Source organism: Nitrosospira sp. Nsp14 (assembly GCF_900113575.1).
In the GTDB taxonomy this organism is placed as follows: Bacteria; Pseudomonadota; Gammaproteobacteria; order Burkholderiales; family Nitrosomonadaceae; genus Nitrosospira.
The window spans coordinates 43386-59413 of record NZ_FOPV01000011.1 but is presented as its reverse complement, the minus strand read 5'-3'; the positions used below and the strand labels follow the sequence as shown (position 1 = coordinate 59413).

Sequence of the window (16028 nt, the reverse complement as noted above, 5' to 3'; positions counted from 1 at the left end):
GAACGAACTTAATGGCTTCAACCAACAAAGTCTTTATCAGCTTTGCACTCCGGGATATAAAACTGCGCGATCAGCTTCTTGAACAATTGAACAAGGAGCAGACAGGTTTTACGTTTGTGGACATGCCCGTCAAGCAGTCGTGGGAGCCGGCATGGAAGGAAGAGTGCCGGGAAAAGGTTACCGACTGTGATGGCGTGATTGGCCTCGTGACCAAAAACATCGTACGAGCGGATGGTCAGCTCTGGGAGCTAAAGTGCGCTTATGAAGGCAAGATGCCCGTCCTGCTCATCCACGGTGACAGTGAAAAACTACCTTCCAAACTGCCTGACCCCGTGGGTCAGCGCGAGATCGACGCCTGGACTGCCTCCACTATTTCGGCATTCTTAAAAAGGTTGTGAGGGCAATAACTATCGCTGGCAGAGAGACATGACCAATCAGCAGCGTGAACAACAAGTAAAGTATCGTTTGATGTATTTTCTCGGCAGGTTACGTGCTCCTGCCGAGGTCGGCATTGCTTCCGTCATTCCATTTCCCAATCCTGCGTCAAAATCTCTCGGATGCTAGGTGGCTTTTCAGGTCCCATCCAGCACGCGCCAAAGATTGTCGCGGCAGCACCCTAATGCAATACGCGTAAGCCCGCAACGCGTTGCTCGATCTTCTCCATCGTTCCACGATAGGCTGGCGAATCAATATCAGTGAACCGGCGCTTGAATTCGGCCTCGGACAAGTATTCGGGAAGATCATCCCACTTCGGCATCAAATCACGATCTTCAAGTCCTGACGCAATCCGGCGTCGCATATCCACCGCCGAATCTTCGTTCGACACAGCCTTCTCACCGAATTTTGTACCTGCGCGGTCGGCGGCAATATCGTTGAACGAGAATCCGCTACCATACCTAGCGTCATCAATTTCCTTGTACAGGCCGATTGCATCGGCGAGGGCAGTATCCGCAAAGGCGGCAATAGCCGCAGACACGATGAAGTGCTTTGCGAAATCTTCACGTCCGTCGAGCGTGACGTTCTGAGGTCGGGAACGAGGCCAATTTGCTGCCTCAGGTAGCAGTTTTTCGAGTGTAATTCCCAGCACATGGAAAGTTGTGACTAAAATAATCGCGCGATTGTCTGCTATGGCATCTTCCAACGACTGGGCAGGGTGCGTAGCGCGCACTAACAGTGACAAGGTGGTTCCCAGGGATATAGTCCCGCCGTGTTCGGCGCTGCTTGCCGCCAACATAGAGTGATAGCGAAGTAGCCGAGCACGTTCATGCTCGTCAATAATCGACGCCCTCATTTCATTTGGGAAATTGTCGAGCCAACGATAAACAACTGTCAATTCGTTGCGCGACATTTTAATCTGCCGAAGGGCCTCGAACCCGCTGCGATATTCGGGGCTACGGCGCAGCCAATCCTCGAACCGAAGCGCGATTACCTCGGCGAGTGCGTTGGGAAGTGGCAGTCTCCCGATGCGCACCGACCGTAGTGTCGGAAGCCCATCTGTCTGAACAAGGGTTCCCTCAAGGTTCAGATAGCCGCTCATAGCAGGTAGGCCAGTTGCGGTCATCGGCAGGGTCAGGCGAATGACCGCGCTGCGGTCTGCGACAGTTAATTGGGCGCTGCCATTCCCGAAGCGGCTTGCGAGGTAATTCGCCGCCAAATCGGCATCTGCCGATATAACTCGTGCGACCGCGAGCATTCCCGGCCTTACTGAATGACGATGTCTATCGATGATGTCTTTCGCCCGGCCGACATGCTCGGGCGTGAGAATCACCTTGCGGTCTATACGAGGTCGATCCTCGACCATTAGCCACAGGGTAGCCATTAGCGCGAGAGGTGCAGCAGTCAGCAGGCCGAGGATCAGGAGGGAAAGTTTTCGCATGCAATCTCGTTTGTTTTTGCCTGATAGCGGATGTGGATAAATCAAACTGTCAGCGCAAATGTTCGGACCGCTATGCAGCGATAAATTAGAGACTAGCTCTCCAGCCGTGCTCACGGTGATGGGCAACTGGAGGGGTTAGCGCCGTTTGCGATCTTTTTAAAAAATGTTCATCATCCTCCGCATATTTTTGGAGATCAGCGGTAGTTGTCCTCAGCAGCTTGACGAATACGCGCCGTATAGCCCACGAGGCCCAGCCCTGCTAGCAGCATGGCATAAGTTTCGGATTCGGGAACAAACATGGCATTGACGACGACCTGCCCATGGTTATTGATGCCGGTAGCACCGTCAAAACGACGCTGGCTGGAAGGCTAAAGAGTTGGGGGACGGTTCATGTCCCCGCCATTGGGACCGGTTACGAAAGCGTGCTGAGGGTCTTTAGCCACGTTGAAAGCCCCACCACCTGCCACGTATCGTTGATGCCATGAGCGTAGCTTTCGCCGCCACCTAGTATTCCGAGATCCATCATGCCCGCCCCGTTGGAACCCGTGGAGAAAGCGTGGTTAGAGCCTCCGACCGTAGAGGTATACCCAGTCACCCGGCCTGCGTCATTGATGCCATTTTACCAGTATGGCCGGTAATATCCGCCCCAGTAATATGGGCTTCCATAATAGCCGTAACCGTAATATGGGCTGTAACCCCATCCGCCATAGCCTCTATAGCCATAGCCATATGGGTCGGCCTGATAGAGCGGCCATAAATAAATCGCGGTGGCGGACAGTAGTGGCAGCCGGACATTCTTTTTTCCTATCGTGCGTTCAATATCGCCTTGCAGTACACCGGCAACGGTAATTTCCCGGTCCTTGGCGTAAACGGCGGGGTCGAGAAACTCGGCGCTTTTTATGACAAAACGCCCTTCGCTTGGTTTTGTCAATTGCGGGCGGCCACCGTAGCCGAGGGGATAGGACAACACTTGAACCAGCGTATAGTTTTGTTCATTCTCGACATCGATTACCACTCCGCCCCATCGGACGGAAGTATCTTTATAACTGTTTGGGTCGCCACTTGCCTGGACATAAGAGAGGTTCGTCACCGGCACATCCCTCACTGCCGAGGGCAGGCCGGCACAGGCGCTCAGGAATACACATAGTGGCAATACATGCAGTCTCATGTTCGTCCCCTTTGATTTAGAAGATACGTGCCCCGGCTTTGTTGTCAGCCTCTTCTTTATAAGAATAGTTGAAACTGAATGAATAGTGCGAACTATTAGACAGTTACCTGGAATGATGATTCCGGGACGAGTTTAACGGAGAGGCTGCGTTCAAATGCGTTTCCGGTGCTTGAGAAAATTGACAAGCATGCGGTTAACTTCAGCAGGCGCCTCATTTTGCACCCAGTGGCTCGACTGCGCTACACGATGAATACAAACATGTGGAGCCACCTCGTCGAGCCCCTCCAGGAGTTCAATTCCAAGCGCAGGATCAAGCTCCCCCCAAATCACAAGAGTCTCGGCTTTGATGGGCATGGTATCCACAAACCTTCGCATGTCTGCCGGGCGTATGTTTGCGCGGTAGTAGTTCAATGCCGCGGTGAGGGCGCCGGGAGAAGCTAGAGCCTGGATATATTGTTCGGTATCTTCATCGCTGAAAGCCTTTTTGGACGCGGGGCTCCGCCTAAACATCTCCCTTACCGCCCGATAGTTTTTTGCAGACAGAACGAATTCGGGTAAGCGCGGTATTAAAAAGAAGAGGACATACCAACTTCGGAGCATCTGTCTTGGGTATCGCACCTTTTTAAAGTAAATTTTCAGATGGGGTGCATTGAGTACGACAAGTTTGTCCACCAGTTGCGGATATTGGCCCGCGAACGCCCATGCGATGACCCCGCCCCAGTCGTGCCCAATGATGTGCGAACGGGGATGACCGGTTGCACGCACCAGAGCCGCAACGTCCCTTACGAGATGTTCCAATCGGTAGGCGCTCTGGTCTGCGGGGCGATCCGAGAGGTTATATCCCCTCAGGTCAGGTGCAAGCACCGAAAAGCCAGCCGCCGCCAAAACGGGGATTTGCTTTCGCCATGAGTGCCAGTTTTCGGGGAAGCCATGGAGCAGGATAACCGGCGGACCTTTCCCAGCCGCCACGACATGCAAATGGATGCCGTCTGCCGCGATGCGTTGGTGACGAAGCGCTGCTTCTTTCACTGCATTACTCTCGCATTTGCCTTTCCCCGCTGCCAGTTCCGTCAACGGCTGCGGATTTGTCTATCTCAAAACCCTCCACCGGGGCGTTATAAACTAAAAGCCGCTGCGTGACGATTTCAATGGCACGAGGTAGTGAATCGCTGAAAAATATTCGTACGCTACTTTTGTATCAAATCATTAGTATAAGAAGACGGGGAGTTTAATAACTGAATGGAGCAACGATGACGGCGTACCTTCTTTATACCCGAACTGAAGCGGGCACGATCGAGCGCAAAGAATACGCTATGTTTTCACTGCTCCGGTACTTTAGCTCCGGATCAACATGAGGAGTCTCCCATGGGATGGCCGGAATCAAAGGTCTTCTGGGCAAAGAGGACCGGAGCCAGCATTGGTTTGGCGCCCTATGAGGCGTCAACCGCACCGATAAACCAACCGCGAACCCGAAAAAGTACAAACCTGGTTTACAGCAGGTCGCGAAGTGGGTGGTTCACATGCAAGATGTTCGCTCGGCAATTGCAAACGAGCATATACGATCTACCATGGTCTTAGCAATGCATGTGGAACACGTCATTTTATCGTCACATACTGCGCTGCCGAGGGTGGCACGATCTGCTCGAGCCGTGTCTGGAAGCCTTCAGCGAAGCTGGCACATCCGCTTCCCAAGCGCGCTTCGTTTTAGGCGGGCGTTTCGCAATTTTATTCGTGCTTTCGTCAAGCAACTTATCAAATTCTTCTGCCTCATACCCCGATAGATCAATATTCCTGAGTTTCTTCATCGTAATTCCTGTTGAGAAAGAGTCTGTCAAACATACACGCTGGTTATCAAAGGGAAACGCCAGCGGCGCGTCCACCCGGGTAAATACAGGCGCTATGAGGCGCCTGCGAGGAGTACGACGAGGAATATATATTTCCGCGATGTTCGAGATATGTGCGGTAACCGACTTTTGGCGATATTTTTTGTTAACTGATTCTAGACCCCAGGCTTGGCGGGGAGAAATCCGGCATTTCTACAGGGGCCGACACAGCTTAATTATGGATGCGCTAGAGGGCGTGTCGGTACTCTCCTCTCACGTCGCTCACGTCGAGGAGGAAAGACTAAAACGCACGCTGCGCGAGCGCTCGCGGCACCGCATTACCGGGCCCGGAATAGCGATGGGAGAGGTGTGAAACAAAAAAATACTCGCCCAAGGCAACTGCGGTATGTCGTTATCTGTCTTGCCGGGCATGATCTTACTGGCGCAGCGAAAGGAGGCCCAGGTTGACGTTCAGGCATTGCGGGATTAGACTGGCAGGGGTCTCCAGCAGCCGTGGCTCCGTGGAAATCCATCTGTAGTTCATCGTTCATCGCTCATCGTATTCTGCAACTTCCTCCGGTTCCCTGCCATCTTTTGCTGCGTCCAGGGGGATTATCGGCATGACAGGAAACAGCATCGTCTCCCGGCCCCTTAACCGGCGCTAAGCCGCGAGCCCACGCGCATGGGGCGCAGATTCACCTCGCGGTCGAATATATGCTGCATCCGCGCTTCACCCATCCGTAATGCGGGCGTACCGGGATGTTACCGCCAAGGCCGGTTATAGTAGTGCGAAGTAAAGGCGAGAACGAAATTGCGGAACTCACTTTCATCATTACAATCGAAGACCAGGGAAGGTTGCTTCATCCTCGTGATGCTCGCTCGACGCTCTGATCTCCTACCAAGCCTCTCTTACTGATGGTGCGTCCTGGAACCAGACGAATGAATCTCGCATTGGCTCAACTGATTTCTATTTTGTTCTCTATACGAGCTCTTCGATCTTGCCTTGCTAAGGCAGTGTTCAACATTTCATCATCTCGGCAATCAACGGCGATGTTGAGGTAGCGTATCAGGTGTTAAACTTCTCGTTTAATCTTATTTAACAACTCGAATCCGAGGTTGAAAATGAATTTGAATGACGCACGAAAAGTTATGGTGCCCCCTGAGTCAGTTCAGCCGGCAAACTCGGCAAATGCCGCGAACCAGAGTTTCGGGTCCACGCCGGGACAGCTTTTCCCAAGAACCCCTACCCTCGCCGGCAGCGATGCCGCCGCGAAGCGTGAGGAGATACGTCGATACTTCCATGCCACGCTCGATTGCTACGAGCAACTCTTCCAGACGTTACAGGACGATGAGGCGTATTTAAAAAAACCCATTTCGTTGCGCCACCCGTTGATCTTCTACCTCGGTCACACTTCGACTTTTTTCACCAATAAGCTGGTGCTTGCAGGACTGATAACGGAGCGTATCAATCCGAGACTGGAATCGATGTTTGCCGTAGGCGTCGATGAGATGAGCTGGGACGATCTGGATACGACTCATTACGACTGGCCCTCGGTCGAGGAGGTCCGCGCCTACCGGGCAAAGGTGCGCCTTATTGTTGACAAGCTTATCACCGACATGCCGCTGACCTTGCCGATCGGCTGGGATAGCCCTTGGTGGACCATTATGATGGGTATTGAACATGAACGCATCCATCTTGAGACATCCTCGGTGCTGATCCGCCAGCATGCACTCGAATACGTGCGCCCCCATCCCGCCTGGGAGCCATATAAAGGCTCCGGGGAGGCGCTCGAAAATCAGTTGATCGATGTTCCGGAAGGTGTCGTGCAGCTCGGCAAAACGAAAACAGACCCGACATACGGATGGGACAATGAGTTTGGCAAACGCGTAGCGCAAGTTGCTGCTTTCCAGGCAGCAAAGTACCTGGTGAGCAATGGCGAATTTCTCGCTTTTGTTCAGGCGGGTGGTTACGGAAATGAAAGCTTCTGGGAAGAGGAGGGCCGTGCCTGGCGATGTTACACCCGCACTGACTATCCCGTCTTCTGGACTCGAAAAGGGTCCGACTGGTATTTGCGCCTGATGACCATGGAAATTCCCATGCCCTGGGATTGGCCGGTGGAAGTCAACTACCACGAAGCTAAGGCGTTCTGCAACTGGAAAGCGGCCCTCAGCGGCCAACCGTACAGATTGCCCACTGAAGACGAGTGGTACCGGTTATATGATGTGGCCGGGCTTTCGGAACTCCCGCATATGGAATCGGCTCCCGCCAATATCCATCTCGACCATTGGGCCTCCAGCTGTCCGGTAAACGAATTTGCCCACGGTGAGTTCTACGATGTAGTCGGGAACGTATGGCAGTGGACGGAAACACCGATCTATCCCTTCGAGGGTTTCGATATTCATCCCCACTACGATGATTTCACGACGCCAACCTTCGATGGCCGGCATAATCTGATCAAAGGCGGATCATGGATTTCATGTGGAAATGAGTCTTTGAAGAGCGCCCGCTATGCATTCCGCCGACATTTTTTCCAGCATGCGGGGTTTCGCTACATCGTTGCAGCTGCGCCTGCTGTTCAGCAGGGATCGCACTACGAAACCGACAAGCTTCTGTCCGAATACGCCGAGTTCCACTACGGTGATACGTATTTTGATGTGCCGAATTTCCCCAAAGCGTTGGCTGAACTGGCTATAGCCGCAATGAAAGATAAGCCGGCGCACAGAGCGCTGGATCTTGGCTGTGCATCCGGGCGCGCTACGTTCGAACTGGCGCGGCATTTTGAGGACGTAACCGGGATCGATTTCTCCGCCCGTTTCATCGGCCAGGGTGTCCAGCTTGCCCAGCAGGGCGCGCTGCGCTATACCCTGGCGGATGAGGGCGATCTGGTTTTTTACCGCGAGCGCACCCTCACCGGACTTGGCCTGGAGGAGGTCAAGAATCGGGTCGCCTTTTATCAGGGTGACGCCTGCAATCTCAAGCCCCTGTTCAGCGGGTACGACCTCATCCTTGCAGCTAATCTGATCGACCGGCTCTATGACCCAGCCAAGCTTCTTAGAACGATACACACGCGTCTTAATCTTGGTGGGCTATTGCTGATCGCCTCTCCCTATACCTGGCTGGAGGAGCATACCAAGCGGGATGCATGGATTGGCGGGTTTAAGCGGGATGGCGAAAGCTTCGGCACCCTTGACGGGTTGAAAGAGATGCTGGGGGCACATTTCAAGCTGATTCAAGGGCCCCAGGAAGTTCCATTCGTGATTCGCGAGACCCGGCGCAAGTTCCAGCATACACTCTCAGAAGCCACGATCTGGGAGCGGACTGCTTGAGCCTGGAAAGTGTTTCGGGCTATGACTTCGATAGCGGGATCGATCGCCGCGGCACGGCCAGCCTGAAATACGACGGACGCCAAAACATATTCGGCAGGGAGGATGTCATCCCCCTATGGGTCGCGGACATGGATTTCGCAGCGCCCCCAGCCGTGAGTCGCGCACTCTCGCAGCGCGCCGCCCACCCTGTTTATGGCTACACGCTTTATCCGGATAGCCTGTATCAATCCCTGGTAGAATGGCTATGGCGTCGTCATGGCTGGGAAGTGCGGCGTGACTGGATCATGATGTGTCCCGGCGTGGTGCCGTCGGTACATGCGGCTATCATGGCGTTTGCCGAGCCAGGCGAACAGGTCATCGTGCAGCCCCCGGTATATTTCCCTTTTTTCTCTGCTGTCACGAATACCGGCAGGCAGCTGGTGCTCAACCCCTTGCGCCGCAGCAACGGTCGCTATGAGATGGATTTTGATGGACTGGAAAGATGTGCCGCCACGGCGCGCCTGTTGTTGCTGTGCTCCCCGCATAATCCGGTCGGTAGGGTATGGAGCGAATCCGAACTGAAGCGTATCCTGCAGATTGCCGAAAAACACGATTTAGTCATTTTTTCGGATGAGATCCATGCCGATCTGGTTTACCACGGTAGCAGGCACCACATGGTTGCGGATCTGGCACAAGTTTCGACGCGGATCGTAACCGCTGTTGCCCCCAGCAAGACGTTCAATATTCCCGGGTTGAATCTTTCCGCGCTTATCGTGCCCGATATGGCATGCCGGGAAGCGCTCGCCCGTGTTTTTGACACGATGCACGTCAGCGCATCCAATCCCTTCAGTATCGCCGCCTTCGAGGCAGCGTACCAGGAAGGCGACGCATGGCTGAGTGCGTTACTGATTTATATACAGGAAACGCGCGATTTCGTTGCCGGTTACTTGGCGGCCAATCTGCCGGAGATCCGGCTTGTGGAACCGGAGGGCACTTATTTGCTCTGGCTGGATTGTCGGCTGCTTAAAATCGAGCTGGGAATCGATGATGACACACAGCTCAGGCGCTTCTTTGTAGAGGAAGCGGGCGTGGGCATGAGTCCTGGCACCCTATTTGGCGATGAGGGCAGTGGTTTCATGCGCATGAATATCGGTGCTCCGCGTCGCGTCATCAAGAACGCACTGGAGAACATCAGGAAAGCACGCCATAGGACAAATCATGGATCGGCTCCCGATAGAGAAACCTCCATATAGGTCTCCCACTCCACGACAGATCTGTATACGGGTTCCTCGACGTCATGAGCGCGACAACAAATTCCCGTAGCGGCTGGATTGCGGTTTTTTTTACCATATGCATCTGGACGGGCTTCATTCTTGTTTCCCGTCATGGCGGAACAGGTACGCTTACCAGTTGGGACATTGCGTCGCTGCGTTTTGGCGTGGGTGCCGTAATTGCCGTCTTTTTCCTGCCGCGAGTCTCGCTGCCATTACTCCGGGTGGTCGCGCTGTTTTCCCTCTCCGGCGGCATCGGCTATGCAATTGCGGTATATGCGGCTTTCCGAATGACGCCGGCCGCGCATGCGGCTGTACTGCTGCCCGGCGCGTTGCCATTTTTGACGATGATCATTGCCTGGCTGTGGCTCGGCCATAAGCCGGCCCCATCCCGCCGGGCGGCGCTGGTTGTTGTCCTGGTGGGGATCATTCTGACTGCCGCCGACTCTTTTTCCCGCGGGCCCCAACTCACCGGCAGGCAGATTTTTGGCGATCTGCTTTTCCTATATGGCTCATTGTCGTGGGCGGTTTTTTCGCTGCTACTAGGCCGTTATGCAGTAACCCTCCTTGCCGCAACGGTGGCGACCACTTTGGGTAGTGCGGTGGCTTACCTGCCGATATGGTGGTTGTTCCTGCCGAGTGCATTTGATCAGGCCCCTGTAAGCGAAATCCTCACTCAAGCATTATATCAAGGTGTGCTGGTGGTATTCGTCGCCATGCTGCTCTATACGTTCGCGTGCGCCGCCTCGGAACCCAAACAGTGGCGCTGCTGATGGCTTTTGTGCCGGTATTTTCCGCGCTTGCCGCCGTGCCGCTCCTGGATGAGCCGTTGTCGGCCACTACGTTGGCAGGTTTGGCGGCAGTAACCGCGGGCGCCGTGCTCGGCGCCCGGCAGGGAGGCCCCCTTCCATCGGCGCATGCGTGCAAGTAACATAACCCGCGCTGAGCGAAGCGATAATGCCCCTGCCTGAGCTCTTGCGCCATTTCCAATCACGATGGTTCCAGTTCTATATACACGCTCAAAATGACCGATCCCGATCTATCCGTGACTTTACCGACTGGTGTCTCTTCTGAGATCTCATCCCCGGTTTTGCCATTGACGTGGACTGCCCAGGTTGAGTCACAGCTTTTGGATGAAGAGAGGGTACTCGCTTGGCTGGAAACCAATCTGGATGCCCAGTTATATTTCTCGTCCGGGCTGGTGGTGGTTACCAATAAACGATTATTGGGCAAGACAGGGAGCGATGTTAATTGGCAGGACTGGGCATACCGCCCGACATTGCGGCTGGCGCGCCACGATCATTCGGGTGTGGGCAGTCTCGAGCTTCTTGATGAGAATTCGCTGCTTGTGCGTTGGCGCTACACTCTAGGAAGCGATACCGCCGCCAGACGCCTGGCTGACCATTTTAACCACCAACTCGATTTCCAGCTCACTGGGGAGGCGCGCCAGCTAAATACTGAGACTGAGGCAATGTGTCCCCGCTGCGGAGCGGTGCTCGATGCCCCATTGCCACCGGGTCAGGTGGAATGCGCAACGTGCCGGGGCGAGAGCGCCACGCCACCTTCGACGTGGACGCTGTTCCGCCTATGGCGGTTTGCAAAGCCGTACAAGTGGCGGCTGCTCACGGGTTTTCTGCTCACTCTAGGCAGCACAGCGGCCGCGCTGGTCCCGCCCTACATGACCATGCCGCTAATGGATAATGTGCTGATCCCCTATCAGAACGGTAAGCCGATCGATGTAGATCTGGTCACATTTTACCTGACCGGTTTGCTTGGGGCCGCTGTATTGGCATGGTTGCTGGGCTGTACCCGGACCTATATGCTGGCACGCGTATCCGAGCGGATTGGAGCCGACCTGCGTACGGCCACCTACGAACATCTCCTCAAACTCTCGCACGCATATTTCGGCGGAAAACGCACCGGCGACCTTATGGCGCGTATCGGTTCCGAGACCGATCGCCTCAACGTTTTCCTGTCGCTGCACCTGCTGGACTTCGCAACCGACGTTTTGATGATCGGCATGACGGTAATCATCCTGGTTTCGATCAATCCTTTGCTCGCACTGGTCACTCTGGCCCCGCTGCCGATCATTGCATGGCTGATCCATTTAGTACGCGACAGATTGCGCACTGGATTCGAAAAGGTCGACCGGGCTTGGGCCGAGGTGACGAGCGTGCTGGCCGATACTATTCCAGGGGTACGTGTAGTCAAGGCATTCGCGCAGGAAAAGCGCGAGGCAACACGTTTCCGCGCGGCAAACGACCGCAACCTGGAAGTCAACGACCGGGTCAACAAGGTCTGGTCGTTGTTCACGCCCACCGTTACACTGCTCACTGAGATCGGACTGCTGGTGGTATGGATATTTGGCATCTGGCAGGTATCGAAGGATGAAATCACGGTGGGGGTGCTGACTGCTTTTCTCACCTATATCAGCCGGTTCTATCTTCGGCTGGATTCAATGAGCCGTATTGTCTCCTTCACCCAGAAAGCGGCAGCCGGCACCAAACGCATCTTTGAAATTCTCGATCACGTTTCCAGCGTTCCCGAGCCCGCGCAGCCCGTGCACCTTCCCGCCGTCGCGGGTCGTATCGAGTTGCGCGATGTCGGCTTCCGTTATGGCACCCGTAGCGTGACCCGGAACATTAGTCTAATCATCGAGCCGGGGGAAATGGTCGGCCTCGTCGGGCATAGTGGCTCAGGAAAAAGTACGCTGGTAAATCTCATTTGCCGGTTTTACGATGTGACGGAAGGGGCGATCTTGCTGGATGGGGTGGACATCCGCGCGCTCCAGGTAGCGGAATACCGGAAACATATCGGTCTCGTGCTTCAGGAACCCTTCCTATTTTTCGGAACCATCGCTGAAAACATTGCCTACGGCAAACCTCACGCGAGCCGGGAGGAGATCGTTACCGCTGCCCGTGCAGCGCATGCCCATGAATTCATCCTGCGCCTGCCTCACGGCTACGATTCCCTGGTTGGCGAGCGGGGCCAGGCCCTTTCAGGTGGAGAGCGCCAACGCATTTCCATTGCGCGCGCCCTGCTGATCGATCCGCGCATCCTGATTTTGGACGAGGCTACCTCGTCAGTCGATACAACCACGGAGAAGGAAATCCAGAAGGCGCTTGAAAACCTGGTGCGCGGGCGTACGACGATCGCTATCGCCCATCGTCTGTCCACGCTACAGCATGCGGATCGGCTGGTCGTGCTCGACCGCGGCAGCGTGGTCGAGATCGGCAATCATGATACGCTGATGGTACGGGAGGGCCATTACTACCGTCTTTATCAGGCGCAGGCACGCAACGTCGACACCGAGGATAATTTGCGCAGACACAGTGTTGATCCCAAGCCCAGGACAATCGTAAATGAGTGATCAGGCAACTTACAGATTGAGCCGCAACGCATTCGGGCGCGTTGTATTTTCGGAGGCGAACGGTCCGGTTCACGAAGGCGTAATCCCGGTACGTGCGTTTCCCATTACTGCGCCGGACCGCGCCATTGCCCTTATCGACCAGCAGGGTCACGAACTGGCCTGGATCGAACAGCTGAGCGATCTTCCAGACGAGTTACGTGCAATTGTCGCAGCGGAGCTTGCTACGCGCGAGTTTATTCCTGAAATCCGGCGCATCCGTGATGTTTCGAGCTTTGTTACGCCCAGCGCCTGGCAGGTGGAAACCAACCGCGGCGATACGTCTTTCATCCTCAAGGGCGAAGAAGATATCCGGCGCCTTGCTTCGCCATCTCTGCTCATTGCCGACAGTCAGGGCGTCCAGTTTCTGATTCGTGATCGTTTTTCCCTCGATCATCACAGCCGAAAGATTCTGGACCGCTTTCTATAAATACAACTAGCGAGGCTGGGCTCTGCGAGGAAGAGGGTTGATCCTTCGAGCCTAACGCTGCCGAACGACCCATCGGGACTATGCTCACTCACCGACACTCGAGGGAGGGGCAAGAATTGGCTTTCTGCACGCCCTGTCGTTGCGTGGCGACAGAAATATTCATTACGCGTCAACGGCTTCACATCAATTTCACAAATGTTTGTACAGAAACAGCGACATATCGGCTTGTGTTTGCTGCCAGTGTAAGACATTAAACGGTTGATCCGGCTAGTAAACAAGAGTTGGCACGACTCGTGCTTTCTTCTTTGCCGATATGCCTTATTCCGCTCTCCCCAACGTTCTTCAAAAAAATTTTAATCATGCACAGCTGTAAACCGTTTTCGGCGCATTGCGTTAGTTTATCTTCGATCCACTCCCTGTAAAACTCTATGCTGGCCTATGCGAATACGAATACCGAGCACGTCGACAAAAAAGATATCAAGTTTCTCGAAATCCGCCATCTGAACGGTCCCAACCTCTGGACGCTTCGTCCGGTGCTGGAGGCAGTGGTTGACATAGGTGATCTCGAGGATTTCCCTTCCAATACCATTCCCGGTTTTTACGAACGCCTTTCTTCGTGGCTCCCTTCCCTGATCGAGCACCGCTGCAGCTACGGAGAGCGGGGCGGCTTTCTCCGACGACTGGAGGAAGGGACATGGCCGGGTCACATTCTTGAACACGTTGCGCTTGAACTGCAGAACCTGGCAGGAATGCCGGGCGGCTTCGGCAGAGCCCGCGAAACCTCGCAGCGCGGCGTCTACAAGGTGGTTGTCAGCGCTTGGCATGAGGATATTGCGCGCAGCGCTCTATTGGCGGCGCGGGAACTGGTGCTCTCGGCAATGGGCTGCCAGCAGGGCAGCGATGCGTATGACGTAACGGCTGCCATTGAACGGCTGCGCGATATGGTTGACTCGTTGTGGCTGGGCCCCTCCACCGCATGTATTGTCGAGGCTGCCACAAACCGCGGAATTCCCTCCATTCGCCTGCTGGCCAAAGGTAACCTCGTGCAACTCGGCTATGGAGTGCGCAGTCAGCGTATCTGGACCGCCGAAACGGACCGGACGCCAGCAATCGCCGAAAGCATATCGCGCGACAAGGATTTGACGAAAGAACTGCTCAGGTCCTGTGGCGTTCCGGTTCCCGAGGGCCGCGTGGTCCTGAGCCCCAAGGATGCCTGGGAAGCTGCCCAAGATATAGGCCTTCCCGTCGTCATCAAGCCCTGCGATGGCAATCATGGCCGCGGCGTCTTCATAGAGTTGAACAAGAGAGAAGAGGTTGAGTCAGCCTATCAAGTGGCGCTGAAAGAGGGCACCGGCGTGTTGGTGGAAGGCTATGTCCCCGGTACGGAGCACCGCCTGCTGGTGGTTGGTGGCCGCCTGGTAGCGGCAAACAGGGGTGACTCGGTGTCGGTTACCGGAGATGGAAGGTCCACCTTTCGGGAGCTGATTCGAGAGCAGATCAATTCCGATCCGCGGCGCGGCGAGACGGAAGATCATCCCCTTAACCCGATCAGCATGGATGGGGTAACAAGGATGGAGATCGCCCGTCAGGGCTTTAGCGTTGATTCGGTGCCACCAGCAGGCCTCGAAGTTCTGATTCAACGGAACGGCAACCACGCTTTCGACGTTACCGACGAAGTGCATCCCAGCATCGCCGCTGCTGCCTCGCTTGCTGCCCGCGTTATCGGATTGGATATTGCCGGTATCGATCTCGTTGCGAAGGATATATCACGCCCGCTTGCTGAACAGGGCGGCGCGATCGTTGAAGTCAACGCGGGGCCAAGTTTGCTGATGCACATCAAACCCGCTGTCGGCACCCCCCGGCCCGTTGGTGCCGCGATTGCCGCGCATCTCTTCCCGACCCAAGATGATGGACGCATCCCGCTGGTGGGCGTTACCGGGACTTACGGTAAAACGATGGTAGCGCACATTGTCGCTCATCTGCTCGCGCTTTCGGGAAGGCATACGGGACTCGCCTGCAGCGATGGATTTTTCCTCGACCATAGGCAGGTCTTCAGCGGCGACCATGCCAAATGGAAATCCGCCAGCAACCTGCTGACAAATCGCTCGATTGAAGCCGCGGTTATGGAAAATGGAAGCGATAGCATTCTGTGCGAAGGGCTGGCCTACGACGGTTGCCAGGTTGGCGTCGTTACCAATGTTGAGCTGGAACGGCACTACGGCAAATACGATATCCAAACGCCCGAACAAGTTTTCGATGTGCTGCGCACACAGGTGGACGTTATCTTGCCGACGGGCGCGGCGGTCCTTAACGCTGATGAACCGATGCTGGTGGAAATGGCGGGTTTGTGCAATGGCGAAGTCATTTACTTCAGTGCGGATTCCGAAGGCCAAGTCATCAGGGAGCACCGTGAGCATGGCACGAGTGGCATGGGGTCCATGCGCGGGAAACGGGCGGTGATCGTTCGCTCCGGTGAAATTCTCCTTGTCAACGGTTTGAACGAGAGGGCGCTTGCGACGCTGGCGGAGATCGCCCTGCCCAACTGCGGAGATGAGATTAGGCAAGTGGAAAATATTCTTGCGGGAGTGGCTGCTGCGTGGGCGCTTGACATCGCGCCTGATCTCATCCGTGACGGAATCAAAAACTTTCATAGGCCCCGCGCACATGCCCCTGCTGCTGCTGACGCGGATGAAACCGATGAGCGAAATCCGGCACTGGAGCTTCCGTGCTGAACCAGAAACAAGGAGA

The 16028-nt window shown here is 55.2% G+C and carries 14 protein-coding genes; 9 read left to right on the top strand and 5 right to left on the bottom strand.

Annotated features, from left to right (window positions below):
* The first annotated feature begins 11 nt into the window (after positions 1–11).
* Positions 12–398: a TIR domain-containing protein gene (locus BM022_RS08720; protein ID WP_091138564.1), complete on the top strand. Its 387-nt coding sequence runs from the start codon at positions 12–14 to the stop codon at positions 396–398.
* A 218-nt stretch (positions 399–616) separates the two neighbouring features.
* Here the strand turns inward: BM022_RS08720 and BM022_RS08715 are convergent, their stop codons facing one another.
* The 5 genes from BM022_RS08715 to BM022_RS08700 form a co-directional block, all read right to left on the bottom strand.
* Positions 617–1876 carry a hypothetical protein gene (locus BM022_RS08715; RefSeq protein WP_091138562.1) on the bottom strand — a complete coding sequence of 420 codons (1260 nt, stop codon included), beginning with the start codon at positions 1874–1876 and terminating at the stop codon, positions 617–619.
* A gap of 194 nt (positions 1877–2070) precedes the next feature.
* Positions 2071–2175, bottom strand: coding sequence for a PEP-CTERM sorting domain-containing protein (locus tag BM022_RS15180; protein WP_143079555.1), 105 nt, complete (start codon positions 2173–2175; stop codon positions 2071–2073).
* Positions 2176–2288: 113 nt separating this feature from the next.
* Positions 2289–2489 carry a hypothetical protein gene (locus BM022_RS08710; RefSeq protein WP_091138560.1) on the bottom strand — a complete coding sequence of 67 codons (201 nt, stop codon included), beginning with the start codon at positions 2487–2489 and terminating at the stop codon, positions 2289–2291.
* A 6-nt stretch (positions 2490–2495) separates the two neighbouring features.
* On the bottom strand, positions 2496–3044 hold the full coding sequence (locus tag BM022_RS08705; protein WP_091138558.1) for a Slp family lipoprotein: 549 nt from the start codon (positions 3042–3044) through the stop codon (positions 2496–2498).
* 150 nt (positions 3045–3194) lie between these two features.
* Positions 3195–4073: an alpha/beta fold hydrolase gene (locus BM022_RS08700; RefSeq protein ID WP_218146862.1), complete on the bottom strand. Its 879-nt coding sequence runs from the start codon at positions 4071–4073 to the stop codon at positions 3195–3197.
* A 1032-nt stretch (positions 4074–5105) separates the two neighbouring features.
* Between BM022_RS08700 and BM022_RS16000 the strand changes: the two genes are divergently transcribed.
* The 8 genes from BM022_RS16000 to cphA all read left to right on the top strand — a co-directional run bounded on the left by BM022_RS16000 (position 5106) and on the right by cphA (position 16012).
* Complete coding sequence (locus tag BM022_RS16000; RefSeq protein ID WP_256209073.1) at positions 5106–5240, top strand: hypothetical protein; 135 nt, start codon at positions 5106–5108, stop codon at positions 5238–5240.
* A gap of 749 nt (positions 5241–5989) precedes the next feature.
* Positions 5990–8194, top strand: a complete 2205-nt coding sequence (ovoA, locus tag BM022_RS08685; RefSeq protein WP_256209072.1) for a 5-histidylcysteine sulfoxide synthase — start codon at positions 5990–5992, stop codon at positions 8192–8194.
* The gene (locus tag BM022_RS08680; RefSeq protein WP_371264312.1) at positions 8191–9426 is read left to right on the top strand and encodes a MalY/PatB family protein; all 1236 of its coding nucleotides are present in this window, start codon (positions 8191–8193) and stop codon (positions 9424–9426) included. The genes ovoA and BM022_RS08680 overlap by 4 nt, the downstream gene beginning before the upstream one ends.
* 44 nt (positions 9427–9470) lie before the next feature.
* A complete protein-coding gene (locus BM022_RS08675; protein WP_256209071.1) occupies positions 9471–10217 on the top strand; it encodes a DMT family transporter in 747 nt (248 codons plus the stop codon).
* The gene (locus BM022_RS15995; protein ID WP_256209070.1) at positions 10217–10375 is read left to right on the top strand and encodes a hypothetical protein; all 159 of its coding nucleotides are present in this window, start codon (positions 10217–10219) and stop codon (positions 10373–10375) included. Before BM022_RS08675 ends, BM022_RS15995 begins: the two co-directional genes overlap by 1 nt.
* A 114-nt stretch (positions 10376–10489) precedes the next feature.
* Positions 10490–12814, top strand: coding sequence for a cyanophycin metabolism-associated ABC transporter (locus BM022_RS08670; protein ID WP_371264311.1), 2325 nt, complete (start codon positions 10490–10492; stop codon positions 12812–12814).
* Entirely contained in the window at positions 12807–13280 is a 474-nt protein-coding gene (locus tag BM022_RS08665) for a cyanophycin metabolism-associated DUF1854 family protein (RefSeq protein ID WP_091138547.1), read from the top strand. The genes BM022_RS08670 and BM022_RS08665 overlap by 8 nt, the downstream gene beginning before the upstream one ends.
* Before the next feature lie 428 nt (positions 13281–13708).
* The gene (gene cphA / locus BM022_RS08660) at positions 13709–16012 is read left to right on the top strand and encodes a cyanophycin synthetase (protein WP_091138545.1); all 2304 of its coding nucleotides are present in this window, start codon (positions 13709–13711) and stop codon (positions 16010–16012) included.
* Positions 16013–16028 lie beyond the last annotated feature (16 nt).